This is a genomic window from Isoptericola sp. NPDC055881 (assembly GCF_053615895.1).
Map to the genome: position 1 here is coordinate 1 of NZ_JBSHCR010000009.1, position 23,928 is coordinate 23,928.

Here is a 23,928-nt window from a genome sequence, read left to right on the forward strand (position 1 = left end):
CCGAGGTAGTGGATTCCACTACCTCGGCGAGGCCCGTGCTACTTCGGCAGACCTGTCAGCGGACCTGTCAGCAGAGCGGTCAGTGCGGCACCACCGGACCGGTGGCGTCGGCCGTGAACGTCGCCGAGGTGTACCCCGGCGCCGACACGGTCACCTCGACCGAGAGGTCCGCGCCACGGTCACGACCGGTGACGTGGTAGCGGGCACCCGTCGCTCCGGGCACCGCCGTACCGTCCCGCAGCCACTGCACCTCGACCGTCGTGTCGTCCGACCCGGGCAGGTACTGCCCGGTGTCCACGGTCAGCCACTTGCCGATCTCGGGCGCACCCTCGATGCTCGGGCCCTCGACGTCGGTCACCACGGGGTCGTGGAGGACGACGTCGGCAGCGCGGGTGAACACCTGCCGGTGGGCGTACCAGAGCTGGTAGTAGACGTCCTGCCCCCGCACGTCCGTGCGGTCGTCAGGGATCGAGCCGTCGAACGACTTGGCGTTGTAGTAGTCGGTCGTCACGGTGTCGTCGGAGACCACATAGCTCTGGTCGACGCCGATGGTGTACTCGATCGGGGTCACGGCCTGCGGGGTGATGCCCGGGTACGGCGCGTACGCGGCCGCCTCGGGGTAGGCGCGGCCGTAGATCGCGGCCGCCTTGTCGCCCTTCACCGTCACGGTCTTGCCCGTGCTCGGCACGACGACCGGCCGGTCGGCCGGGTTGTGCAGCCAGGCCAGGGAGCCCGCCCACCACACGCCGAGCCAGTCACCCTGCACCTGCGCGACGACGAGCTTCTGGCCCGAGGTGACGCGGGCGCTGATGTCGCTGGCGTAGGTCGTGCCCGCCGCACCGTTCGGCTTCCAGCCGGGGTCGCGGGCGTACGGCGCGTCGAGGGACGGCTGCTGGTAGGCCACGGCGAAGTTGGTGCCGGCCCCCGGCACGCACTCCCCCGAACCCGGCGAGGCCTGCTGGCAGCCGGTGATCGGGTTGGCGTTGTCGTCGTAGCCGGCGACCACCTCGACGACGTCGCCGGGCGCGACGTCCGTCGTCGGGCTCAGGCCGCCGCCGATCGGCGCCCCCAGGAGCTCGAAGTAGTGGTCCCAGTCCCAGTACGGGCCCGGGTCCCAGTGCACGCTCTTCGTGGAGCCGGGCAGGATGCCGGGGATCTGGTCATGCCCGATGACGTGCGCGCGGTCCAGCGGGACGTCGTACTCCTCGCCGAGGTAGCGCACCAGCTCCGCGGACTGCTGGTACATCGCCTCCGTGAACCAGCCCGCCGTCCCGGCCCAGCCCTCGTGCTCGATGCCGATCGAGTGCATGTTCATGTACCAGTTGCCCGCGTGCCAGCCCACGTCGTCCGGCTCGAGGTGGTTGGCCACGTGCCCGTCGGAGGACCGCACCGTGTAGTTCCACGCGAGGTAGGTGGGGTCCAGGACCAGGTTGACGCTCCCGGTGTAACCGCCCTCGGTGTCGTGGATGACGATGTAGTCGATCGACGGGCCGCCCTCGCCGGTGCGGTCGGCCTGGTCGTGGTTGCCGTAGTTGCCGGTGCTGTCCGGCAGGTTCGGGCTGCCCTTCTCGTACGGCGCGGGGAGCCAGTCGCACCCCAGGTCGGCCGGGCAGTCCGCGCCCGGGTCGCTCGCCGCGGCGGTGGCCGCGTCGGGCAGCACGGCGGCGGGCTGGGCCGCGAGGGTGACCCGCCCGCCGTCGTCGGTGGTGCGGCTCTCGCCCCGGCGCAGCGTGGCGAACACGCGGTCGGCGAACGCCGGGCTGTCGCTCATCTGCGAGACGGCCGTCTCCCACGTGGCGAGCGAGCCGCCCGTGCCCTGACCGGCCGACTTCTGGTAGGAGGCGAGCAGGGCGGCCGCGCCGCAGGTGTTGGCCGCCGCGTCGGACTTCAGCTCCGCGGCCCGCAGCCCGGTCAGGGTGGCGGCGCGGTCGAGCTCGCTGACGGCGGCGCGGGGCGTGGCATCCTTGCCGGCCCCGTCAGGCGTCGCGGGCGCGTGGTCGAGCAGGTTGAACAGGCCGTAGCCGCCGTCGGCGCTGGGCGTGCCGGCGTGCTGGTCCCAGCGGGACTCCATGTAGGAGACAGCCTTGAGCAGGTCGGCCGGGACCCCGGTGGCGTCGCTCGCGGCCGCGAACGCGGACTCCTGGTCCGGCGCCGCGACGACGGCGTCGCAGCTCACGTCGGAGGACGGTGTGGTGGAAGGACCGGCCCCCGCGGTGAGGGCAGGGATGGTGACCAGGGGGACGAGCAGGCCGACGGCAGCCAGCCCGGTGGTGCGTCGTCGTACGGATCTCACGGGGAGTGCTCCTCTCGAGGACGGAGTGCGCTCGGGGCGCACCACGTCATCGAACCGTGAAATCACGTTTCATGAGAAGTGATAACCGTAAAAAATCTCGTCCTGCGGACGCGCGACGTGTCGCCGGGCCCTCTCGGGCCGTCCCGGTGGGGTCTTCGGCGGGTCTTCCGTGGGTCTTCGGTGGCCTCAGGAGAGGCGGACGGTCGCCTGCGACCGGCCGAGCACCTTGGCGCCCTCGTGGGTCACCGTGAGGTCGACGCGGACCGTGCCCGCCTCGGCGTCGATCGCCCCGATCGCGGCGGAGACCTCGACGGCGGTCGTCCCGCGGAGCGGGACCGGGACCGGCTTGGTGAAGCGGGTCTGGTAGGCCACGACGGCGCCCGGGTCCCCTGCCCAGTCGGTCACGACGCCGACGACGGAGCCCATGGTGAGCATCCCGTGGGCGATGACGCCGGGGAGCCCGACCTCCGTGGCGAAGGACTCGTCCCAGTGGATCGGGTTGAAGTCGCCGCTGGCGCCGGCGTAGCGCACGAGCCGGGCGCGGTCGAGCTCGACGGTGCCGGTGGCGACGACGTCACCGACGGACAGCTCGGCGAGGACGGGGCGGGCCATCAGGAGTCCTCTCCGCGGATCACGAGGCTCGAGGAGACCGTGGCGACCGGCTCGCGCGTCGCGTCCTCGGACCCGTCGCCGGAGATCGCGAAGATCTCGCACCGGGTGGTCACCATGGCGATGCCGGCACGCTCCGTCACCGAGTCGACGTGCAGCACCGTCACCAGCTCGTCGCCCGCGACGATCGGCCGGTGGTGCACGAACTTCTCGTCCGCGTGGACCACGCGCGAGAAGTCGATCCCCGCCTCCGGGTCCTGCACGTACTGCCCCTCGGCCCGCTGGGCGACGACGACCGCGAACGTGGGCGGAGCGACGAGGTCCGGATAGCCGAGACCCCGCGCCGCCACGAGGTCGTGGTGCGCGGGGTCCAGGGCACCGACGGCGGACGCGAACTCACGGAGCTTCTCGCGCCCCACGCTGTAGGGAGCGGTGGCCGCGTACTCACGGCCAGCGAAGTCGGGGTTCGCCACGTCGGTCAGGGGTCGTGTCGACCGCGGTCGCGTCAGCGGGTCTCGCGGTGCGCCGTGTGCTCGCCGCAGCGCGGGCAGAACTTCGCCAGCTCAAGACGGTCAGGGTCGTTACGGCGGTTCTTCTTCGTGATGTAGTTCCGCTCCTTGCAGTCCACGCAGGCGAGCGTGATCTTCGGGCGGACGTCCGCGCTCTTGGAAGCCATGGTGTGTCACCTCTCGCGCCCCCGGAAGGCGCCACGTGCGTCAAGGAACAGGCCGGTCCGACGCCGGCCGTCGTACCGTGATGTTGGCGGTAGCGAGGGCGGGGCTCGAACCCGCGACCTCACGATTATGAGTCGTGCGCTCTGACCAGCTGAGCTACCCCGCCGCGCGTGACGGAACGCGAGACCGCCGCCCGTTTCAGGGGGCGGCCCCGCGCCTTTGTCACAGAGCCCCGAAAGGGAATCGAACCCTTGACCTTCTCCTTACCATGGAGACGCTCTGCCGACTGAGCTATCGGGGCAGCGGAGAAGACTCTACACGGCTCGCGGCACCTGGCGAAATCCGCGGGACACCCGCTCGATCACACCGTGCACCGGGGTCGCGAGGACCTTCTCCGGACGTCGGACGGGGCACCACCCAGGGGTGGCGCCCCGTCCGTCGAGGTGGCAGGTGAGGGATTCGAACCCCCGAAGGCTGAGCCGTCTGATTTACAGTCAGATCCCTTTGGCCGCTCGGGCAACCTGCCGTGCGGGCTCGCAGACGAGCTCGCGGGTAGAACCATAACGCCCCCGACGGCGTCTGCGGAAATCGTCGCGCGGTGGCCCGCGTCACCCCGCCCGCCCCCCGCTACGGTGAGGCGGTGACGACCCCCTCCTCCCCCGACCGCTGGGGCCTGCCGCTCGGGCTCTCGGCGTTCGTGCTGTGGGGCGCCATGCCCCTGTTCTTCCCGCTGCTGGAGCCTGCCGGCCCGGTGGAGATCATCGCCCACCGCGTGGTGTGGAGCCTCGTGTTCTGCGTGGTGCTGCTCCTCGTCACGCGGACGTTCGGGTCGTTCGTCGCCGTGCTGCGCAGCGGCCGCACCATGGCCGCGCTCGCGCTCGCGTCGGTGCTCATCGTCGTGAACTGGACGACCTACGTGTACGCCGTCCTCAGCGACCACGTGCTCGACGCTGCCCTCGGGTACTTCATCAACCCCCTGCTCACCGTGTTGCTCGGGGTGCTCGTGCTGCGCGAACGGCTGCGCGTGGCGCAGTGGGTCGCCCTCGGTTTCGGGGCCGCCGCCGTGGTGGTCATCTCCACGGGCGTGGGCGGGCTGCCGTGGATCGCCCTCGTGCTGGCGGGCGCGTTCGGCCTCTACTCGCTGGTGAAGAACCGCGTCGGACGCGGCGTCGGCGCCCTGCCCGGGCTCGCGGCGGAGACCGCTGTCGCCACCCCGTTCGCCCTCGCGTACCTCGGCTGGCTCGGGGCCACCGGGGCCGGCACGTTCACGACCGAGGGCACCGGCCACGCGCTGCTCCTCGCGGCGTGCGGCGTCGTCACCGGCCTGCCGCTGCTGCTGTTCTCCGCAGCTGCGCGCCGGCTGCCGCTGTCGGTGGTCGGGATGCTGCAGTACCTCACGCCCGTGCTGCAGTTCCTGCTCGGCCTGCTCGTGTTCGGCGAGCACATGCCGCCCACCCGCTGGGCGGGCTTCGTGCTGGTGTGGGTGGCGCTGGTGATCCTCACCGTCGACGGGAGCCGGCAGGCCCGCGTCGCCCGCCTGGCCGGGGCCGCACGCACTACGGTGGTCCCCGAACCCTGACACCGAGCCGAAGGAGACCGTCATGGCCGACTCGTCGTTCGACATCGTGAGCAAGGTGGACCGCCAGGAGGTGGACAACGCGCTCAACCAGTCCGTCAAGGAGATCTCCCAGCGCTACGACTTCAAGGGCGTGGGCGCGTCCATCGCGTGGAGCGGCCAGGAGACGATCGTCATCGAGGCGAACTCCGCCGAGCGGGTGCTCGCCGCCCTCGACGTCTTCCAGACCAAGCTCATCAAGCGCGGCGTCTCGCTCAAGGCCTTCGACACCGGCGACAAGGAGCCGGAGTCGTCCGGCAAGGTGTACCGGCTCGCGGGCTCCCTCAAGGAGGGCCTCGCCGGCGAGAGCGCCAAGAAGATCACCAAGATCATCCGGGACGAGGGCCCCAAGGCCGTCAAGACGCAGATCACCGGCGACGAGGTGCGCGTGACCAGCAAGTCGCGCGACGACCTGCAGGCCGTCATCGCCCTGCTCAAGGGCGCCGACCTGGACGTCGCGCTCCAGTTCGTCAACTACCGGTAGCCCGTCCGAGGAAGCGGCATCGACCACCATGCACCCGCGACCCGTCACCGACAGGTGAGCACCGGGGCCCCTTCGGGCGCTCGGGCAGGGCTGCCGCGCGTCGTCGCGACGGACCTGGACGGCACGCTGCTGCGCTCGGACGGCACGGTCTCGGGACGGACGCGGCAGGTCCTGCACGCCGCGGAGGCGGCGGGCACGGAGGTCGTCTTCGTCACCGCGCGGCCGCCGCGCTGGCTGGACGTCCTCGCCGACCTGGTCGGCGGGCACGGGCGCGTCATCTGCCTCGGCGGCGCCGCGGTGTGGGACCTGGCGAGCGGGCAGGCCGTCGACACCTGCGGGTTCGACGAGGGGGTGGTGCGCGACCTCGTCGCGGAGCTGCGCGGCGTCGTGCCCGGCGTGGGGCTGGCGGTCGAGACCGCCCGCGGCCCCGCCTTCGACCCCTGGTTCCCCGACGGGGAGCCGGACCTCGACCGTGCCCTGCGCGCCGTCCCCGTCGAGGAGTCGCTCCGCCCGGCGGACGGGGCGGTCGCCAAGCTCCTCGCCGTCCGCCCGGGCACGCCGGTGCAGGGCTTCGGCGTGGTGCAGCGCGGGGACGTCCGCGACGCCGCGCAGGACGCGTTCTTCGACCGCGTGCGCGGCGTCGTCGGCGACCGTGCCGAGCTGCACTATTCGGGGGCCGCGGGCCTCGCCGAGCTCCTGCCGCCGGGCGTGACCAAGGACGTCGCGCTTGCCCGGTGGTGCGCACGCCTCGGCGTCGACGCCCGCGACGTGTGGGCGTTCGGCGACATGCCCAACGACCTGCTGATGCTGCGCTGGGCGGGACGCGGGCACGCCGTCGCCAACGCCCACCCGGACGTCCTCGCCTGCGCGGACGCCGTCGTGCCCGGCAACGACGAGGACGGCGTCGCCGGCACGATCGAGGCCGCGCTGCGGCAGGCAGGCCTCAGCGGGCAGGGACGGGCAGCCCCGCGCTGACCTGGTTGAACGCCTCCTGGATGAGCTCCACGAGGTGGTCGACCCCGCGCCCCGACGGCGCCCACAGCCGCAGCGCCGCCTGCAGCCCGGCCATCGCGGCCGCCGCGACGAGCCAGGGGTACATGTCGGCCTCCACGTCCGTGCCGGTGTGCGCCGCGACGGCCTCGCGCAGGTCGGCCTCGATCGAGGCGAACCGCGCGACCTGCGCCTGCATCAACGACGGGTGGCGCTCGACGAGCTCCAGGAGCTGGAGCGAGTGGTCCAGCTGCTCCGCGGTGCGGCTCTCGAAGAGGTCGGAGAGCACCCGGCACAGCGCCTGCAGCGGCGGAGCCTCCTGCACGGCCGCCGCGAACGCCGCCAGCAGCTGCCCCCGGTCCTCCCAGCCCGCCGACACCACCGCCTCCTCCTTGGAGGAGTAGTAGTTGGAGAAGGTGCGCGTCGAGACGACGGCGTCCCGCGCGATCTCCTCGATCGTGACCTGGTCGATGCCCTTCTCGAGCGTCAGACGGAAGGCAGAGTGCGCGATCGCCGCGTGCGTCATCTGCTTCTTGAGTTCCCTCAGGCCGATCTCGGGTGCATCCACGGCGGTCTCCGTCGCGCTCATGGCGATACCGTACCCGATCTCTCCGAATCGGTGATATTGCCTAATCTGCAAACTTACGCAACGGCGCATTCTGCCGGTAGCGCACCCCCGAGACCAGGTTACCCGCGCGACGACCCTCCTGAACCCCCCGTGCGGCTGAAGAACGGGTGACGTCCTGCGGTCCGGACGGACGGCACGTCAGGAGAACGTCTGCATGGCCGTGAGCACCGCCGGCCCCAGCAGGACGATGAACAGCACGGGCAGGATGCAGAGCATGAGGGGGAACACGACCTTGACGGGGATCTGCATCGCCTTCTCCTCCGCCCGCTGCCGGCGCTTCAGCCGCATCTCCGCCGCCTGCGTGCGCAGGACGTCGGCGATCGCGATGCCGTAGGCGTCGGCCTGGATCACCGCCCGGACGAACCGGCGCAGGTCCGGCACGTCGGCGCGCTGCGCCAGCGCCTCGTAGGCCTGGCGGCGGGCCAGCCCCATCCGGACGTCCTGCAGGGTGCGGACGAGCTCCTCCGCCAGCGGCCCCTTGCCCGTCTCCCCCGCCCGCGCCATGGCCGCCTCGAACCCCAGCCCTGCCTCGACCGCGATGGTCATCTGGTCGAGCGTGTCCGCCAGCTCCGTCCCGATCGTCCTGGCGCGTTCCTGCCCCCTGCTGTGCAGGAGCAGCTCCGGCAGGAAGTACGCGCCGACGGTCACGACCAGCGCGAGGAGCACCGGGAGCGCGCCGTCGACGGCGTCCGCGTAGAGGAGACCGGCGCCCCCGGCGACGCCGGCGAGGACCACCTTCGCGCCCAGCAGGCGCTGGAGCGGCCACCCCGGGGGCCGGCCCGCCCGCGACAGCAGCCGGTCCAGGCGGCGGGCAGCGCCCGGCGGCGTCACGAGCTGCACCAGGCGGTGCAGGCCGGCCGGGGCTCCCGGGCGGGTCGTCCCGGCGGGGTCCGACGCCGCGGACGACGCGGCAGGGTCGAGCCCCCGCCGCAGGTTGGCCACGACGCGCCGGCGGTCGTGCCGCGCCGGGTCGAGCACGAGCCAGGCGAGCAGGCCGACGGACACGCTCAGCGCCCCGACGGCGACCAGCGTCACAGGTGTCATGATGTCGACCCCTCTACCAACGGATGCGGACGGTCTTGCGCAGCCACAGGCCGCCCACCAGCATCATGACGAGCGCAGCCCCCAGCATGGCCAGGCCGAGCGGGCTGCTGGTGAAGCCTGCGACGTAGCCCGGGTTGGCCACCGAGAGGAACCCGGCGGCGCAGACCGGCAGGGCCATGAGGACGATCGCCGAGAGCTTGCCCTCGGCCGCCAGCGCCTTGACCTGGCGGCGGACCTGACCCCGCTCGCGGATGGTCGAGGCGACACCGTCGAGCACGTCGGCGAGATTGCCCCCGACCTCACGGTTGACCGCGATCGCCTGGGTGACCCAGTCGAAGTCCTGGCTGGCGGTGCGCACGGCGGTCTCCGCGAGCGTGCGCGTGAGGTCGCGCCCCACGCGGGTCTCGTTCACCACGCGCGCGAACTCTTGCGAGGTGGGCTCCTCGGCCTCGCGCGCGACCGAGTCCAGGGCCTGCAGCAGGCTGTGCCCGGCGCGCAGCGCACCGGCCAGGAGCTGGAGCGTGTCCTCGAGCTGGTCGGCGAAGGCGGCCTGCCGCCGCCGGGTCCGCAGACGCAGCCCGGCCCGCGCCCCGACCGGGACGAGCACCGCGAGGAGCAGCCCGGCGAGCGGCCCGACCAGCACCAGCCCGAGCCCGGCGATCGAGACCAGGGCGACGAGGAGCAGGAACACGGCGTCCTGCTGCCGCATGCGGATCCCGGCGAGCTCGAGCGCCTCCCCGACGCCGGCTCCGCCACGCCGGCGGAGCACCGACCCGAGGGCGGCGGTGAGGGTCGCCGCTGTCCGCTCGAGCAGCCCCGGCCCGACGGCGACGCCCGGGCGGCGGCGCGCGAGCGGCAGCCGGCCCGACGGCGTCAGCACCAGGTAGACCATGATCAGCACCCCGGCCGCCACGGCGCCCGCGCCGACCAGCACCCCCGCGCTCACCGCCGCCCTCCCGGTGCCCCGTCGCCGAAGACGTGCGGGGACAGCGCGATCCCCAGCTCCGCGAAGCGGTCCGTGAACCGGGGGCGCACCCCGGTCGGCACGGGGACGCCGAGGAACCGGCCCGAGGCGGCGTCGACCCCGGCGGCGTAGTCGAACAGGAACGCGTCCTGCAGCGTGACGGTCTGCCCCTCCATGCCCTGCACCTCGGTCACGGCCGTCACCCGCCGGGAGCCGTCGCGCAGGCGCGTGAGCTGGATGACCACGTCGACCGCCGACGCGATCTGCTCCCGGATCGCGCGCAGCGGCAGGTCCATCCCCGCCATCAGCACCAGGGTCTCGAGGCGCGCGATCGCGTCGCGGGGCGAGTTCGCGTGCACGGTCGACAGGGAGCCGTCGTGCCCGGTGTTCATGGCCTGCAGCATGTCGAGGGTCTCGCCGCCGCGGACCTCCCCGACGACGATGCGGTCGGGCCGCATGCGCAGCGAGTTGCGGACGAGCTCGCGGATGCCGACCTCGCCCTTGCCCTCGGCGTTCGGCGGGCGGCTCTCGAGCCGCACCAGGTGCTCCTGCTGGAGCTGGAGCTCGACGGCGTCCTCGATCGTCACGATGCGCTCGCCCTCGGGGATGAACGACGACAGGACGTTGAGCAGCGTCGTCTTCCCCGTGCCGGTGCCGCCCGAGACGATGACGTTCAGGCGAGCCTCCACGCAGGCCTGCAGCAGCTCCGCCATCGCGGGCGTGAGGGTGCCGAAGCGGAGGAGGTCGTGCACCTTGAAGGGGTCCTTGGCGAACTTGCGGATCGTCAGCGAGGACCCGCCGAACGTGAGCGGGGGGATGACCGCGTTGACCCGCGAGCCGTCCGCGAGGCGGGCGTCGACGAGCGGGGACGACTCGTCGATGCGCCGCCCGACGCGCGACACGATCCGCTCGATGATCCGCCGCAGGTGCGCCTCGGAGGCGAAGCGTGCCTCCGTGAGGCGCAGGCGTCCGTCCTGCTCCACGTAGATGCGGTCGTGCCCGTTGACCATGATCTCGGTCACGGTGGGGTCGTCGAGGAGGTGCTGCAGCGGGCCGTGGCCGAGCACGTCGTCCTGCACGTCGGACACCAGGCGGCGGCGCTGCTCGGCCGTGAGGGGCAGGTCCTGCTCCTCGACGACGGCGTTGAGCTCGCCGCGGACCAGCGCGTGCAGCCGCTCCTCGCTCATCGTCGGGTCGGCCAGGCGCGCGCCGAGCCGCTCGAAGAGGGTGGTCGAGGCGCTCTCCTTGAGCTTCCCGAGGCCCTCCGAGGAGGTCGGGGCCGCCGGCGGGTCCGCGGGGTCCGGCCCCGCCGTCTCCACGGCGGTGGGCGCGGTCGGCGGGGTCCCGGACGGCGCGGTGGACGGCGCGGGGCCGGCCGGCGCCGCGTCGCGGCCGGCCAGCGCGAGCCGCTCGCTGAGCCTCATCGTCGTCCTCCGAAGTGCCGTCCGCGCGGGCGCCCGGTCACGCGCGACCCCTCGTCCGTGAACCGCGCCGCGAGGGACCGCAGCGGCTTCGTGATGGGGTCGCGCACACCGCTCTGGAGCACCGGCACGCCGAGGTTCACCGACGCCGGCACCGCGCGCGACCGAGGCAGCACGAGGTCCACGGAGGTGCCGAGCGTGGCGGTGACGTCGGCGAGCGAGAGCCCGCTGGCGCGGTCGGCGAAGTTCATCGCGACGAACCGGCCGTCCGGGAACACGCCGAGGGCGTCGAGCACGTCGAGCTCCTTGCGCAGCCCCCGCACCCCGGGCACGTCCATGCTCGCGAGCAGCACCGGGTCGGTGGTCCGGTCGAGCGCCGCGAGCGTGTGCTCCGACAGGCCGGGCGCGGTGTCCACGACTACGTGTCGGAACTCGCCGGCCAGCGCCGCGAGGAGGTGGTCGACGTCGGCGCCCGTGACACCGTCGGCGTCGGCCGGGTCGTCGACGCCGCAGACCACGGACAGCCCGGTGGCCGGGTGGAGGGTGAGGAAGGTCTTCAGGACCATCCCGTCCCCCGTGGCGGCCCCGCGGACCGCGTCCGGGAGCGCGTGCTGCGGCGCGAGGTCCAGCGCGCTGGCGACGTCGCCGAACTGGACGTCCAGGTCGACGAGGACGGTGGAGTGCGGCTCCGCGAGCGCGAGCCCCACGGCGAGGTTGGTCGCGACCGTCGTCTTGCCCACGCCGCCCTTCGGCGACAGGACGGTGACGACGCGGCCGGGACGCTCCACGTCCCGGTCCCGCGGGCTCGCCGCGGGGAGGGCCAGGCTGCTCATTCGTCCACGTTCTCCTCGGTCACGGTACGGGTGCCCTGCTGCCGGGCGTCGGCGGGCTCGAGCGACAGCCAGATGCGGCCGTGCTCCTGCGCCCAGACCACCGTCTCGGCGTCGTGCGCCGTGAGGGCGAACGTGATCATCACGCTGCCCTCCGGGGCGGCGGTCGGCGGTGGTGCGGTCTCGTCGCCCCCGTCCTGCGGTGCCGCCGGGGTGATGCCGCCCTGCACGCGCGTGACGAGCACCTTGTGCAGGGTGAGGTGGGTCTCGGCCGGCTCGTCCTTGCTGACGAAGACGCCGACGGTGTCGCCCGCCGCGATGGTGCTGCCGACCACGCGCTGGGTCTCGAGCAGCACCGACACCTCCTGCATGCCCTTCGGCACGTGCGGGCCGGCGTCCTGCGCCGGGGCGGCGAAGCGCGCGGCGACGAGCTGCTCCCCGGGCACGAGGTCCGCCACGACCTCCTGCCCCGCGACCTGGTCGAGGGAGGTGAGGGCGCCGTCGGCGACCGCCTTGGCGGGCAGCTCCTCGAGCGTCACCCGGTCGGCCGCGACCGAGGCGGCGGCGCCCGCCGGGATCGGTTCCGTGACCACGAGCACGTCGGTGGTCCGCATGCCGGCCATGGCGCGGCTGTCGGAGGCGCCGACGTAGCCCAGGAGGAGGACGCCGCCCACGACGGCGAGCACGACGGCCACGAGGGCCGCGAGGAGACGACGGTTCACGGTCGGGATCCTTGGGACGAGGAGAGCGGGGCGGTCGCCGTCGAGGGCGGCGCGGGGTCAGTTCGTGAGCGCGACGACGGACGCGCCCAGGCGGGGGGCACCGGCGCCCAGGGTGAAGCTGTCGTCCAGCTCGACGATCCGGACGAAGTAGCCCTGGATGCACCGGACGTTGCCCTTGCAGGTGCCGGCGGCGCTCCACGAGTACTGGCCGACGAAGTGGTAGCCCGTGAGGCGGAAGGCGGCGTAGCCGTAGAGCCGGTACCAGGCGTTGCTGCCGGAGCTGCCCGCCTGGTCGTAGAGCGGCAGCAGCACGGTCTGGTCCTGCACGGCGGCGAAGTCGGTCGTGGTGCACCCCGAGGGCACGGACTCCCCCGGGCTCGACCACAGGACCTCGCCCACGCTGCTGCTCGTCCGGCACGAGCCGGCGTTCACGGTCAGCCACCCGAACCCGCCGGGGACGACGTTGCCGGACGGGCCGGTGCAGGACGTGCCGGAGGACTTGGTGAAGAAGATGGTGCGCTCGGTGGTCCCCGACGGGAGCCCTCCCCCGGTCTGCGCCTGGAACTCGCACCACGAGAAGGCCAGCGGCAGCACCGCGGTCCCGGCCGACGGGCCACCCCACGAGGCGGTGGCGCGAGCGGAGACCGTCGACTCGTCGACACCCAGCACGGGTGCGAACCAGTGGGTGCTGACGCCGGAGGTGCTGACCGTGACGGTGCCCCCGCCGGGCGTGGGCGGGGCGCCGACGACCGCCGCGGTGGCAGCGGCCCCCGCGTTCGCCGTGGTGAGCGTGCGGGCGGTCGTGGTCGGCGTGCCGCAGGTGCCGGCGGCGCAGTCCTGCGCGACGGCGAGGGCGGCCGCGTCGGCCGCGGTCTGCAGCTGCTGCCGCTCCGACCACAGCGCGGCCACGTCCACCGCGATGGCGGCGAACCCGATGAGGACGACCATCAGGAGGGCCGTCATCACGGCGACGGCGCCGCGCTCGCCGGCCGCCGGGGGGACCGTGCTCGTGGGGCGGCGGGCCCGGACGCTCGTCAGCCGTGGCATCTCATCGTCGCCTTCCCGGTGAGCGTGATGTCGGAGTCGAAGAACCCGGTCAGGAGGTCCGGGTGGGAGGTCACGGTGACCGTGGCGTTGGCGCCCGTCGTGCCCGCGCACGACGTGGGCGTCACGGAGATCTGGCCGTCCGTCAGGGCCACGGGGGACGCGGCAGCGCGTGTCGCCGCGCGTGCTGTGGCCGGGTCGTTCTTGAGCGCCATGGCCCGCACGCCTTCACGTGCGGCGCCGTCGAGCATGGCCTGCACGTGGTAGAGCCGGCCCAGCTCGACGATGCCGAGGACGAGCACGAGGAGAAGCGGCACGACCAGCGCGAACTCCACCGCGGCGGCGCCGCGCTCGGTGCGCTGGGTCATGCGTCCTCCTCGTGCTCGTCGGGTCGTCCGGGGGTGTCTCCCGGTGCGGCGTGGTCGGCGCACCGGGAGACGGCGGCGGTCAACCCGCGGTCGGGACCGTGCCGCCGAGCTTCGTCAGCACGGAGGTGAACAGCGTGTTCAGCTGGCCACCGAGGGCCGCGACCACGGCGATGATCACGACGGCGATGAGGCCGACCAGCAGGCCGTACTCGACGGCCGTGGCTCCCCGCTCGTCCTGGGAGCGGTCCTGCAGGCGGTCGGTGAAGACGTGGAGGGAGGTCGTGATGAAGGCAGCGACTCGGTTCATGAGGGTGATTCCTTGGGAGTTGGTGCCCCGAAGGCCGGAGCGCGTGGTCGGCTGCCATCCGCAGCCGGAGATGACTGTAGGAGCAAACATGCGCAACGCGCAAGAGTTTGCTTTAAGAACGTTTACTGCCTGCGAAAATACACAGATGTAAGGTGATTGCAGACCTGGCAAAATTGCATGATCGAGCGAGTCGGGGCGTGCCACGGGGTCGGAGCGCGCCCGCCGCGTCTCGCTGTGCTCGAGCCCGGGTGTCGCAGCGCATGCCGGTCCCGAGGATCAGCCCGGGGACCGGCTCAGGAGTCGGACTGGTCGCGCTCCGCCTGCCGGCGGGCCTCGACGATCTCGGCACGCAGCTCCTGGACCTCCGCCACGAGCAGGGCCACCTGCGCCTGGCTGACCATGCCGACAGCGCCGACAGCGCCGCCGGCCCCCTCGGGCGACCCGCCCGACGCCGTCGACGCGTCCGGGTCGTCGCCGACCGTCACGCGCTCCACCAGCCAGGACGAGAGCGTCGCCGTCACGACGCCCAGCAGGGCGATGCCGCCGATCATGAGGCAGGCCGCGATGAGCCGGCCCAGCGGCGAGACGGGGACGAGGTCGCCGTAGCCGACGGTCGTGATGGTCACCATCGCCCACCAGAAGCCGTCGCCGAGGTTCACGATGCTGGCGCCGGGCACGCCGCGCTCGGCCTGCGTCACGGTCAGCGCCCCGACCACCACCAGGAGGAACGTGCCCGCCGCCGCGAAGCGCACCACCCGGCCGCGCAGCCGCACCGCGTTGACCCGGTTGAGGCGGACGACGACGGACACCAGGAGCAGCGGGCGCAGCACCGGCAGCACCACCACGGCCAGCTCCAGGGGGTGCCGCCGCACGTACTGCCACGGGCGCGGGGCCAGCCGGGCGCGCACCAGGTAGTCCAGGACGAACAGCACCCAGACGATCGCCAGGACGATCGAGCAGACCGCCTGCACGTCCTCGGAGACCTCCGGTCGCGCGATCGGGATGGCGTACGCGACCAGGAAGAGCAGCGACATGGCCGTGAGCGGCCGTTCGGTGGCGTGCTGCCAGCGCCGCAGGCGCATCCTGCCGGCGTCCGGGCCGGGCGCTGCCGGGGGACGCTCAGAGGCGGCGGACGCGTCACGAGTCATCGCTGGTCAGCCTGGCAGAACCGGCCGCCGTCCGCGCCCGGAGGGCGTCAGTAGCGGGTGATCCCGCCGGGTCCGAACCCCGTGCCGCCGGACATCTTCTCGAGGCGCGCGATGCGGTCCGCCATCGGCGGGTGGGTGGAGAACATCTTCGCCATGCCCGCGCCGCGGAACGGGTTGGCGAGCATGAGGTGGGAGACGTTCTGCAGCTCGCGCGTCTGCGGCAGCGGCGCCTTGGCGGTGCCGGACTCCAGCTTGCGCAGCGCCGAGGCGAGCGCCATCGGGTCGCCGGTGAGCTTGGCGCCGTCCTCGTCCGCGTCGTACTCGCGGGTCCGGGAGATCGCCATCTGGATCATCATGGCCGCGAACGGCGCGAGGATCGCCATCGCCAGCGCCGCGAGCGGGTTGCCGCCCTCGCGGCGGTCGCCGCCGCCGAAGAACAGCAGGAACTGGGCCAGCGACGTGATGACGCCCGCCATCGCCGACGCCACCGACGACGTGAGGATGTCGCGGTTGTACACGTGCATGAGCTCGTGGCCGAGCACCCCGCGCAGCTCCCGCTCGTCGAGCAGGCGCAGGATGCCTTCGGTGCAGCAGACGGCGGCGTTCTTCGGGTTGCGGCCCGTGGCGAAGGCGTTCGGCGCCTGCGTGGGCGAGATGAACAGGCGGGGCATCGGCTGCCGGGCGGCCGTGGAGAGCTCCCGCACGATGCGGTACATCTCCGGCGCCTCCAGCTCCGTCACCGGGTAGGCGTGCATCGCGCGGATGGCGATCTTGTCGGAGTTCCAGTAGCCGACGAACGTCGTGATCAGGCCGATCGCGACGAACAGCACGAGCATGCCCTGGCTGCCCCGGAAGAACAGCGCCCACAGGCCGAGGACCACGGCCCACATGACGCCGAAGAGCGCCGCCGTCTTGAGACCGTTGAAGTGCTGGTGGCCCATGTGTCCTGCCGTCCCCTTTCCGTGCCCCCTGCCGTGCACGCGCACCGCAGGATCCCAGGGGTTGAACGCGCCGACCGCCCCGGCGGTTCCCGCCGTCGTCGAGCAGCGCCGAGATGCCGCGAGGTAGTCCCCTTCTCGCCGAGGTAGCGGATGGGACCACTACCTCGGCGAGGTGGGAACTACCTCGGCACGACTTGGACTACCTCGGCGAGACAGGAACTACCTCGGCGAGAAGGGAACTGCCTCGGCGTCAGGAGGACGCGCGGCGCTTGGCGATGTCGAGCATCTCCTCGCGCGGGACGACCTTGATGCGCTCGCGCCCGTGCGGCTCGCCGAGGGACTTCTCGTGCTCGTCGAGGAGCACGAAGTCGTCCCACTCGACGACGTCCACGCCGCGGTCGACGAGGAAGTCGAGCACGGCCTGCGGGTCGGCCTGGGCCGCGGTCCGTCCGCCGGTGACGTCGCCCGTCGCCACGTCGCCGCCGTCACCGACGCCGGTGACGTCCTCGACCAGGTGGCGGATCGTCTCCGACGCGTCCGACTTGGTGTGGCCGATGAGGCCGACCGGGCCGCGCTTGATCCAGCCCGTGGCGTAGACGCCGGGCAGGTGCTCGCCGTCGAGGTCGACGACGCGGCCCTCGCGGTTGGAGATGACGCCCTTGAGCTCGTCGAACGGGATCTCCGGCAGGGGCGACCCGAAGTAGCCGACCGCGCGATAGACGGCCTGCACCGGCCAGTCGTGGAGCTCGCCGGTGCCCTTGACCGTGCCGTCGCCCTGCAGGGCGGTGCGCTCGGTGCGCAGCGCCGTGACCTTGCCGTCCTCGCCGACCAGCTCGACGGGGGCGTGCAGGAAGTGCAGGTGCAGCCGGCGGGAGGCCTTCTGCGTGGCGGGGTCGACGAGCGTCCAGTCGGTGAGCGTCTTGACGACCTGCTTGGTCTGGTTGGACGACTCGACGGCGGCCATCGAGCCCTCGTCGAAGTCGTAGTCCTCGGGGTAGACGACGATGTCGACGTCGGGCACGTGGCCGAGCTCGCGCAGCTCCAGGGGCGAGAACTTCACCTGGGCGGGACCGCGGCGGGCGAAGACGTGCACGTCCGTGACCGGCGAGCCCTTGAGGGTGTCGTAGACGTTGGCCGGGATCTCGGTGGGCAGGAGGTCGTCGGCGTGCTTGGCCAGGATGCGGGCGACGTCGAGGGCGACGTTCCCGGCGCCGAGGACGGCGACCTCCTTGGCCTCCAGCGGCCACGTGCGCGGCACGTCGGGGTGGCCGTCGTACCAGGACACGAAGTCGGCCGCGCCGTACGAGCCCTCGAGGTCGATGCCCGGCACCGGCAGGGCGGCGTCCTTGATGGCACCCGTCGAGAAGATCACGGCGTCGTAGAACTGGCGCAGGTCGTCGAGCTTGAGGTCGACGCCGTAGTCCACGTTGCCCAGCAGGCGGACGTCGCCGCGGCTCAGCACACGGTGCAGCGCGGTGATGATCTGCTTGATGCGGGGGTGGTCCGGGGCGACGCCGTAGCGCACGAGGCCGAACGGGGCGGGGAGGCGCTCGAAGAGGTCGATGCTCACGTCGAGGTCGGTCTTCGACAGGATGTCCGCCGCATAGATGCCGGCGGGTCCTGCGCCGACGATCGCGACGCGCAGAGGTCGGATGCTGCTCACTGCGGGGTACGCCTTCCGGATCGGTGATGCGTGGCGTTCGATTCTAGGAGGATTCTCCTGCGAACTGGTGAGGCTTACCTCACCTCTCAGGGTCCAGCCTTACCCAGGGTGCCACAACCGTCTCATCCGGCGAACAGGCTGTCTCGCCGATCGGGCACGGATGCCACGGGCATCTGCTCAGGGCGCCGCGGTCAACTCCTGCACCGCCCGCGCCAGGTCCTCGCGGGCAGCCCCGCCCGCGGCGCGCAGCGGCCGGTACGCCGGCACCACCGTCACCGCCGCCGCGCCGTCCGAGACCCGCACCGCGCCGGCCGCCCGCGACCCGTAGTCCGCACGCGCCTCCGTCACGCCGCCCGGCACCCGGCGCACGACCCAGCGCGGTGCCTCCTCCCGGCCCACCCAGACCTCGACGGCTCCGTCGGCGACGGCGAGCGCGGCGGGGCTGCCGCCCGTCCCGGCGATCCCGTGCGTCCGGGCGCCGGCCCTCCGGGCCTCGTCGAGCGTCTCGCCGGTCGTGAACGCCGGGACGACGACGGCGCCCGGCCGCAGCCGCGTGACGTGCGCACGGACCGCCTCCGCCCGGCGCACGAGGACGGCGAGGGTCACGACGACGACGATCGCGACCACGAGGAGCGCGATCCAGACCGTGGCGCCCTCTACGCCGTCGCGCGACACGGTCAGCGCGAGGCGTCCCGCCGAGAGCGCCAGGAACAGCACGAGCGCCGTGACGAACCACCTGCGTCGCGAACGAGAGTCCACCGTGCCTCCTGAGAGCGTGTACGGATCGTGCTGGATCGTGCTGGAGGGTTCGGACCAGGTCCGAAGGGTCGGTGCCCTAGCGCCGGTCGGGCAGACGGCGAAGGGCGGCCCGGGTGAGCCCGGACCGCCCCTCGACCACGACCTCGATCAGCCGCGGATGCCCTGCGCCAGCTGCGAGTCCGCGTCCGACAGCGTCTGCGCCGCCTGCTCCAGGAACGACGCCATGCCCTCCAGGCCCTCGATGGCCTGCGTCGTACCGGTCGTGAACTCCTCGTACGACGTCTGGAACGCGCCCGACGCCTGGTCGGTCACGAAGCCCGACGACACCAGGTTGTTCACCTGCGTCTGCAGGTTGTGCAGGATGTCCGTCATCTGCTGCTGACCGTTGCGCAGCTGACCCGCCTGCGACCGCAGCTCGTCGTACGTGACGTTCATGTTCGCCATGAGAAGCTCCTTAGCTCACCAGTGGTTCGGCCGGCCCCCTAGCGGCCGATCCGTCGTCCGGGCACGACCCTAGCCGCCGCCCCGAGCACCCGTCGATGGGGACCGCTCCCCATGCGCGCGGGGCGCTCGCTCCTGCGTCCCGGGACGCGGAAAGGGCGGCCCGGGTGACCCCGGACCGCCCCTCGACCACGACGTCGAGCAGACGTCGATCTGCGGTCGATCAGCCGCGGATGCCCTGCGCCAGCTGCGAGTCCGCGTCCGACAGCGTCTGCGCCGCCTGCTCCAGGAACGACGCCATGCCCTCCAGGCCCTCGATGGCCTGCGTCGTACCGGTCGTGAACTCCTCGTACGACGTCTGGAACGCGCCCGACGCCTGGTCGGTCACGAAGCCCGACGACACCAGGTTGTTCACCTGCGTCTGCAGGTTGTGCAGGATGTCCGTCATCTGCTGCTGACCGTTGCGCAGCTGACCCGCCTGCGACCGCAGCTCGTCGTACGTGACGTTCATGTTCGCCATGAGAAGCTCCTCAGCTCACCAGTGGTTCGGCCGGCCCCCTAGCGGCCGATCCGTCGTCCGGGCACGACCCTAGCCGCCGCCCCGAGCACCCGTCGATGGGGACCGCTCCCCATGCGCGGACGAGGCCTAGTCGTCCAGGTTCTTGCGCGACAGCCTCGCCCGCCGCTGCTCCTCCACGCGCGCTGTCCGCGCCCGGCGCTCACCGGGGCTGAGCTCCGTCAGGGGGCGGTCGTCGGGCCCGGCGGCGGCCCCCGCGAACCGGCGACGGAACGCGCGGACGCCGAGCACCGAGGAGGCCACCAGCAGCCCGACGGCGACGACCGCCGCGACCAGGTGCACCGCGTCGGGCACGCCGGGCACGAGCGCCGCGATCGCGAAGGGCCACGCCAGCCCGGCGGGCAGCATGGCCAGCACCGTGCGCCCGTCGACGGTCCAGCCGGCGACGTAGTACCGCATCACCCGGTCGGTGAACGGGCTGGGCCGGACAGGCTGCAGCGACAGCGCGACGCCCGTGAGCGTCGGCGGGCCGAACGACGTGCCCCAGGCACCGCGTGTGGTGTACGACAGCCTCTCGCCGCGGTAGCGCCGGTCCAGGCTGCGCCCGACGTACACGAAGGACAGCACCGCCAGGGGCCACGACGCCGTCAGCACGTGCCACCCGCCCGCGCCGACGGCCAGGGCCAGGATCGGCAGCGCGACCACCAGCAGGCCGACCGCCCCGAGCGGGTCCGACAGCCGGTCCCCGACGCCGGCGACGAGGTCCTCGGAGTCGACGAACGCGAGGTAGGGCACGGAACCCACCAGGAGGAGCACCACGATCAGCCAGATCGCCGTCCACACGACACCGACGACCGCATACCCGGCCGGACGCAGGACGACGCTCCAGGACGCCGGCGGGACGTCGTCGCGCACCGCCGCTGCGCGGGCGTCGGCCGTCGTTCGGGGCATGGTTCCTCCACGTCGGTCCGGGTCGGGGGTGACAGACTAGCGGCCGGCGCACCTCGGGGCGCAGGCCAGGACGAGACGACGACAGGACGGACGGCATGAACAGCAAGCGGGACCAGGAGCTCGAGGCCTCGGCGAACCAGGCCATGCGGCCCGCCACCTACGCCCTGGGCGCCGTCGTGGTGGCGTGCGTGCTCGCCGTGGTGCTGAGCGCCGCCGCGCCGGACGTGTTCGCCGCCGTCGGCGGCTGGGTCACCTTCGCCCTGGTGGTCGTGGCCGCGTCCCTGTGGGCAGGGCTGTCCATCGTGCGTCGCACGCGACGGAACGCCGCGCAGGACGAGCCCGGCGCCGGCCGCTGACGCTCGCGCCCGGTCAGGCGGACGCGGCCTGCGCCTCGTCCTCGTCGTCGAGGAACGCGATCGAGTCCACGATCTCGTCGAAGAGCAGCGCGAACGGCTCCGCCGACGGGATGTCCGTGGCGTTCACCCGGACGAACAGCATCCGTGCCGGGTCGTTCGGGTGGGGCATGTGGTACTCGAGGCGCATGGTCAGGACGTCGACCGCCTCGTCCCCCTCGCCGGCCTGCCCCTGCGACATCTCCACGACGCGGGCGGCCGGCCGGCCGTTGCGCTGCACGGCGACCTCACCCTCGGGGTATGCCGCCCGGAGAGCGCCCGCGTAGTCGCCCTCGGCCAGGAGCGGACCGGCCGCGGCGGGCCACTCGTCGTCGAACATGAGGATCGCCGCGGGGAACGGCACGCCCGGGGCGAGCTCGAGGGACATCAGGTACGTGTGCACCCCGATCGACACAGCGTCGCGCGCCGTCGCCAGCAGCTCGTCGACCGCCTGCCGCCGCATGCGCGCGAGCCGGTCCGCGGGACCCACCTGGCGCCGGACCAGACGCTTGATGAACGCCGTGGCCTTCTCGGGGCTCTCCAGCGGGATGCTCACCCAGGTCCCGGGCACGATCACCCGCACCACGCCCCCGAGCACCTTCAGCTCGGGCGCCGCCGCCTGCGTCATGCCGTCTCCGTCTCCACCGTGAGCCCCGCGAGCAGGTCGACCATCTCCTGGGCCATGTCGTCGAACGTGCCCACGCTACGCGCCACCGCGGTCACCTCCACCATGTCAGCGCTCTCGGGCGGGAAGACGCCGAGGACCACTCGCTCCTCGAGCACGCCGCTGCCCTCGTCGCCGAGCTCTCCGAAGTGCGTGATCATCGCGTGCAGGCCCTCGACCTCGCCGGCCGCGCAGGTGCCGTCGAACCGGCTCGCGAAGGCGTAGTCGTGCTCCTGCGAGTCCTCGACGCCCGCGGCCAGCTGGGCGGCGAACTCCTCCCGCGCGAGGTCGGGCTGCGCCGCCACGGTCACCATCGCGTCGACGACGCCGAGCTCGGGGCGCCGCACGAGGGCCGCCGTGACGAGACCACGGATGCCCGTGTCGGCGACCGCGCGGCCGACGTCCTCGAGCTGTGCGGCCAGGCTCGCGGCCAGCTCCTGCGCGGGGACCTCGAGACCGCCCGACGTGCCCGCCTCGGCGACGATCCGCGCCGCCGTCGAACGGGCCCACGCCTCGACGAGGTCAGGCGTCTCGGTGGGCACGGCGTACCAGGACTCGGGCAGCCGCAGCTCGAACCCGGCGATGGGGCGCGTCACCACGAGCCGCCCACGTAGCCGTTGTTGCCGAAGACGTCGCCGAGCCCCGTCACGGCGCTGTTGACGTTGCCGGGCGCGCCGCTGATCTTGCCCCAGCTGCCGCCCGCACCGCTCGACGCCAGCGAGTTGCCCTCGCCGTACGCGCCCCAGCCGTCGCCGCCCGCGATCGCCATGCCGAGGCGTGCCGAGTTGTTCGCCAGGCTCGCCGTCTGGTGGAAGACGGCACCCACGGTAGCGACGGCCTGCGTCGCGCTCGTCAGCCCGTCGATCCGCAGGCCCGTCTGGTTGAAGTGCGAGACCATGTCGATGACGTCGTCGTTGCCCATCGCGAAGCGCGCCGCGCCGTCCTTGTAGGGCAGCGGGAAGTTGGACTTCTGCCACGTCTTGAACGCGTTCTTGTAGAGCCCGTTCTTCGCCATCCCGGCCACGGCCTTGTCCCCCGCCGAGCGCACGAACGGGGACTTCAGGACGTCGGTCACCCGCTGGCCCTTGGTCATCGCCATCGTCTTGCGCGAGCTCTTCAGCAGGGCAGCCCCGAACTTCGCCTTCGCCGCCTGGTTGCTCATCCGCGCCGACGTCTGGACCACCGAGCGCGCCTTCGCGTACTTCGCGAACGAGCCGATCGCCTTGCCGCCGAAGAGGCCCATCACGCCGAGGCCGACGCCGAGCAGCATCTCGCCGAACCCGATGTCCCCCCGCGCGAACTTCACGATGTTCTCGATGATGGAGATGATCGACCCGATCGCGGCGAGGACCAGGAGGATCTGGCCCAGGACCGGGACCCAGGACAGGAAGATCGCCAGGATCCCCGCGATGTCGCAGATGATCTTGAAGACCTTGTAGATGCCCTTGACGACGTTCTTGACCTTGTCCCAGGTGCTGTCCTTGAGGCCGTTGACCTTGTCGCCGGTCACGACCTCGTCGATCGTGCCGATCGCGGTGGTCGCCGCCCTGTTCTTGGCGTCGTGGCCGTCGTTCCAGTAGCCCTCCTGGACGGCGATGTCGCCCTCCAGGTCGGACACGGCGTCGTTCGCCGTCTTCGCGGCGCTCTTCGCCTCGGCCTTCTCGGCGTCGGTGGCGTCGTCGGGCAGGTCGTCCACCCCGTCGTCCGCCCCACGGGCCGTCCGCTGTGCGTCGGCCAGCTGGTGGCGCAGGCTCCGGAGCCGTACCGCCGCCGGGTCCGCCTCGTTCTGGGCGCTGCGCAGCGCGAGACCGTAGGTCGTCAGCGCGTCTCCGGTGGCGGCGTAGCGCTCCTTGGCCTTCTCGATGTCCTCGCGCACGTCGCCCGCGAGCTTGCGCGTGGCCTCCATCGACTTCGCGGTGCTGCTCGTGTCGTCGACGATCTGCTGGAGAGTGCTGACCGACCGCCCGATCGCCTCGGCGAGCTCGCTGTACTTCCGGCCCTTGGACTGGACGACGTCCGCCTCGCCGTCCAGCTCCTCCCACTGGGTGTCAGCCATGTTCGTCGGTCCCCCTACTTCTTCGCCGCGTCTTCGAGCGACTTGGCCAGCTCGCTGTCGATCTCCGTGAACGTGTCGGCGATCTGCGCGATGATGTCGGACAGCTTCTTGACGTTCTCGAGCATCTCGCCGCGCTTGATCTCCCACTTGTCGGCGAAGTCGTTCACGCGGTCGCGCAGGTCGTCGTGGCCCGTCGCCTTGGCCGCAGCCTCAGCGTTCGAGTCCGCGTTCTCCAGCTCGTCGGAGATCGCCTTGAGGTCGTCCTTGAGCGTCCTCAGCTGGTCCATGTCGATCGACAGGTCGTACCCGGCCACAGCTCCCCCTCGTCGTGTGCAGCACGTCGTCCGGCCGCCGGGCAGCACCGTAGCCGAGGGCGACCGCGCGGGTCGATGGGGACCACTCC

Annotated in this window: 28 protein-coding genes and 3 tRNA genes; 4 read left to right on the forward strand and 27 right to left on the reverse strand. The window is 72.5% G+C overall.

The genetic code is table 11. The annotated features are described in order from the left end of the window. Window positions 1-79 precede the first annotated feature (79 nt). The 7 genes from ACWGKI_RS04520 to ACWGKI_RS04550 all read right to left on the reverse strand — a co-directional run bounded on the left by ACWGKI_RS04520 (window position 80) and on the right by ACWGKI_RS04550 (window position 4,102). A complete protein-coding gene (locus ACWGKI_RS04520) occupies window positions 80-2,293 on the reverse strand; it encodes an N-acetylmuramoyl-L-alanine amidase (RefSeq protein ID WP_452185030.1) in 2,214 nt (737 codons plus the stop codon). A 186-nt stretch (window positions 2,294-2,479) separates the two neighbouring features. Continuing rightward, window positions 2,480-2,905: a MaoC family dehydratase gene (locus ACWGKI_RS04525; RefSeq protein WP_380242535.1), complete on the reverse strand. Its 426-nt coding sequence runs from the start codon at window positions 2,903-2,905 to the stop codon at window positions 2,480-2,482. Continuing rightward, on the reverse strand, window positions 2,905-3,375 hold the full coding sequence (locus tag ACWGKI_RS04530; protein WP_380242537.1) for an FAS1-like dehydratase domain-containing protein: 471 nt from the start codon (window positions 3,373-3,375) through the stop codon (window positions 2,905-2,907). Before ACWGKI_RS04530 ends, ACWGKI_RS04525 begins: the two co-directional genes overlap by 1 nt. Before the next feature lie 32 nt (window positions 3,376-3,407). Continuing rightward, on the reverse strand, window positions 3,408-3,578 hold the full coding sequence (rpmG, locus tag ACWGKI_RS04535; RefSeq protein WP_452185032.1) for a 50S ribosomal protein L33: 171 nt from the start codon (window positions 3,576-3,578) through the stop codon (window positions 3,408-3,410). A 90-nt stretch (window positions 3,579-3,668) separates the two neighbouring features. Next, a tRNA-Met gene (locus tag ACWGKI_RS04540) sits at window positions 3,669-3,742 on the reverse strand. A 62-nt stretch (window positions 3,743-3,804) separates the two neighbouring features. Further along, window positions 3,805-3,877, reverse strand: a tRNA-Thr gene (locus tag ACWGKI_RS04545). A 143-nt stretch (window positions 3,878-4,020) separates the two neighbouring features. Further along, window positions 4,021-4,102 (reverse strand) — tRNA-Tyr (locus ACWGKI_RS04550). A gap of 114 nt (window positions 4,103-4,216) precedes the next feature. On the opposite strand from ACWGKI_RS04550, the gene rarD reads away from it, so the two are divergent. The 3 genes from rarD to ACWGKI_RS04565 are packed head-to-tail and all read left to right on the forward strand — an operon-like array spanning window position 4,217 to window position 6,650. Continuing rightward, the gene (gene rarD, locus ACWGKI_RS04555; protein ID WP_452185034.1) at window positions 4,217-5,155 is read left to right on the forward strand and encodes an EamA family transporter RarD; all 939 of its coding nucleotides are present in this window, start codon (window positions 4,217-4,219) and stop codon (window positions 5,153-5,155) included. Between the two features lie 22 nt (window positions 5,156-5,177). After that, window positions 5,178-5,675, forward strand: a complete 498-nt coding sequence (locus ACWGKI_RS04560; RefSeq protein ID WP_380242542.1) for a YajQ family cyclic di-GMP-binding protein — start codon at window positions 5,178-5,180, stop codon at window positions 5,673-5,675. Window positions 5,676-5,729: 54 nt separating this feature from the next. Beyond that, complete coding sequence (locus ACWGKI_RS04565; protein WP_452185036.1) at window positions 5,730-6,650, forward strand: HAD family hydrolase; 921 nt, start codon at window positions 5,730-5,732, stop codon at window positions 6,648-6,650. On the opposite strand, the gene ACWGKI_RS04570 is transcribed toward ACWGKI_RS04565, so the two are convergent. The 16 genes from ACWGKI_RS04570 to ACWGKI_RS04645 all read right to left on the reverse strand — a co-directional run bounded on the left by ACWGKI_RS04570 (window position 6,619) and on the right by ACWGKI_RS04645 (window position 20,413). After that, a complete protein-coding gene (locus ACWGKI_RS04570; protein WP_380242547.1) occupies window positions 6,619-7,254 on the reverse strand; it encodes a TetR/AcrR family transcriptional regulator in 636 nt (211 codons plus the stop codon). The genes ACWGKI_RS04565 and ACWGKI_RS04570 overlap by 32 nt on opposite strands. Window positions 7,255-7,431: 177 nt before the next feature. Then, window positions 7,432-8,337, reverse strand: a complete 906-nt coding sequence (locus tag ACWGKI_RS04575; protein ID WP_452185039.1) for a type II secretion system F family protein — start codon at window positions 8,335-8,337, stop codon at window positions 7,432-7,434. A 13-nt stretch (window positions 8,338-8,350) separates the two neighbouring features. After that, on the reverse strand, window positions 8,351-9,283 hold the full coding sequence (locus ACWGKI_RS04580) for a type II secretion system F family protein (protein WP_452185041.1): 933 nt from the start codon (window positions 9,281-9,283) through the stop codon (window positions 8,351-8,353). Then, window positions 9,280-10,725, reverse strand: coding sequence for a CpaF family protein (locus tag ACWGKI_RS04585; RefSeq protein ID WP_452185043.1), 1,446 nt, complete (start codon window positions 10,723-10,725; stop codon window positions 9,280-9,282). The genes ACWGKI_RS04580 and ACWGKI_RS04585 overlap by 4 nt, the downstream gene beginning before the upstream one ends. Continuing rightward, the gene (locus ACWGKI_RS04590) at window positions 10,722-11,555 is read right to left on the reverse strand and encodes an AAA family ATPase (RefSeq protein WP_452185045.1); all 834 of its coding nucleotides are present in this window, start codon (window positions 11,553-11,555) and stop codon (window positions 10,722-10,724) included. The genes ACWGKI_RS04585 and ACWGKI_RS04590 overlap by 4 nt, the downstream gene beginning before the upstream one ends. Then, window positions 11,552-12,274, reverse strand: a complete 723-nt coding sequence (cpaB, locus tag ACWGKI_RS04595) for a Flp pilus assembly protein CpaB (RefSeq protein ID WP_452185047.1) — start codon at window positions 12,272-12,274, stop codon at window positions 11,552-11,554. Before cpaB ends, ACWGKI_RS04590 begins: the two co-directional genes overlap by 4 nt. 57 nt (window positions 12,275-12,331) lie before the next feature. After that, the gene (locus tag ACWGKI_RS04600) at window positions 12,332-13,321 is read right to left on the reverse strand and encodes a pilus assembly protein TadG-related protein (protein WP_380242559.1); all 990 of its coding nucleotides are present in this window, start codon (window positions 13,319-13,321) and stop codon (window positions 12,332-12,334) included. Then, on the reverse strand, window positions 13,309-13,686 hold the full coding sequence (locus tag ACWGKI_RS04605; protein ID WP_452185050.1) for a TadE/TadG family type IV pilus assembly protein: 378 nt from the start codon (window positions 13,684-13,686) through the stop codon (window positions 13,309-13,311). Before ACWGKI_RS04605 ends, ACWGKI_RS04600 begins: the two co-directional genes overlap by 13 nt. 79 nt (window positions 13,687-13,765) lie before the next feature. Further along, window positions 13,766-13,993: a Flp family type IVb pilin gene (locus ACWGKI_RS04610; RefSeq protein WP_380242563.1), complete on the reverse strand. Its 228-nt coding sequence runs from the start codon at window positions 13,991-13,993 to the stop codon at window positions 13,766-13,768. A 293-nt stretch (window positions 13,994-14,286) separates the two neighbouring features. Then, a complete protein-coding gene (locus ACWGKI_RS04615) occupies window positions 14,287-15,141 on the reverse strand; it encodes a potassium channel family protein (protein WP_452185052.1) in 855 nt (284 codons plus the stop codon). A 47-nt stretch (window positions 15,142-15,188) separates the two neighbouring features. Further along, window positions 15,189-16,082: a zinc metalloprotease HtpX gene (htpX, locus tag ACWGKI_RS04620; RefSeq protein ID WP_380242568.1), complete on the reverse strand. Its 894-nt coding sequence runs from the start codon at window positions 16,080-16,082 to the stop codon at window positions 15,189-15,191. 250 nt (window positions 16,083-16,332) lie between these two features. Then, window positions 16,333-17,745 carry an FAD-dependent oxidoreductase gene (locus ACWGKI_RS04625; RefSeq protein WP_452185054.1) on the reverse strand — a complete coding sequence of 471 codons (1,413 nt, stop codon included), beginning with the start codon at window positions 17,743-17,745 and terminating at the stop codon, window positions 16,333-16,335. A 177-nt stretch (window positions 17,746-17,922) separates the two neighbouring features. Continuing rightward, window positions 17,923-18,504, reverse strand: coding sequence for a hypothetical protein (locus tag ACWGKI_RS04630; protein WP_380242574.1), 582 nt, complete (start codon window positions 18,502-18,504; stop codon window positions 17,923-17,925). A 147-nt stretch (window positions 18,505-18,651) separates the two neighbouring features. Then, entirely contained in the window at window positions 18,652-18,948 is a 297-nt protein-coding gene (locus ACWGKI_RS04635) for a WXG100 family type VII secretion target (RefSeq protein WP_344246257.1), read from the reverse strand. Window positions 18,949-19,168: 220 nt separating this feature from the next. Beyond that, window positions 19,169-19,465: a WXG100 family type VII secretion target gene (locus ACWGKI_RS04640; protein WP_344246257.1), complete on the reverse strand. Its 297-nt coding sequence runs from the start codon at window positions 19,463-19,465 to the stop codon at window positions 19,169-19,171. A 126-nt stretch (window positions 19,466-19,591) separates the two neighbouring features. Further along, window positions 19,592-20,413, reverse strand: coding sequence for a hypothetical protein (locus ACWGKI_RS04645; RefSeq protein WP_452185056.1), 822 nt, complete (start codon window positions 20,411-20,413; stop codon window positions 19,592-19,594). A gap of 95 nt (window positions 20,414-20,508) precedes the next feature. Between ACWGKI_RS04645 and ACWGKI_RS04650 the strand changes: the two genes are divergently transcribed. Beyond that, window positions 20,509-20,769: a hypothetical protein gene (locus tag ACWGKI_RS04650; protein WP_380242581.1), complete on the forward strand. Its 261-nt coding sequence runs from the start codon at window positions 20,509-20,511 to the stop codon at window positions 20,767-20,769. Window positions 20,770-20,782: 13 nt separating this feature from the next. Here the strand turns inward: ACWGKI_RS04650 and ACWGKI_RS04655 are convergent, their stop codons facing one another. From ACWGKI_RS04655 to ACWGKI_RS04670, 4 genes are read right to left on the reverse strand one after another with little or no spacing between them, the layout of a single operon-like run. Next, a complete protein-coding gene (locus tag ACWGKI_RS04655; RefSeq protein WP_452185058.1) occupies window positions 20,783-21,433 on the reverse strand; it encodes a hypothetical protein in 651 nt (216 codons plus the stop codon). Further along, on the reverse strand, window positions 21,430-22,065 hold the full coding sequence (locus tag ACWGKI_RS04660; RefSeq protein WP_452185060.1) for a hypothetical protein: 636 nt from the start codon (window positions 22,063-22,065) through the stop codon (window positions 21,430-21,432). The genes ACWGKI_RS04655 and ACWGKI_RS04660 overlap by 4 nt, the downstream gene beginning before the upstream one ends. After that, window positions 22,062-23,525 (reverse strand): hypothetical protein, encoded by a 1,464-nt coding sequence (locus ACWGKI_RS04665; RefSeq protein ID WP_380242587.1) that lies wholly within the window; start codon window positions 23,523-23,525, stop codon window positions 22,062-22,064. Before ACWGKI_RS04665 ends, ACWGKI_RS04660 begins: the two co-directional genes overlap by 4 nt. A 14-nt stretch (window positions 23,526-23,539) precedes the next feature. After that, the gene (locus ACWGKI_RS04670) at window positions 23,540-23,839 is read right to left on the reverse strand and encodes a hypothetical protein (protein WP_380242589.1); all 300 of its coding nucleotides are present in this window, start codon (window positions 23,837-23,839) and stop codon (window positions 23,540-23,542) included. Between the last annotated feature and the right edge of the window lie 89 nt (window positions 23,840-23,928).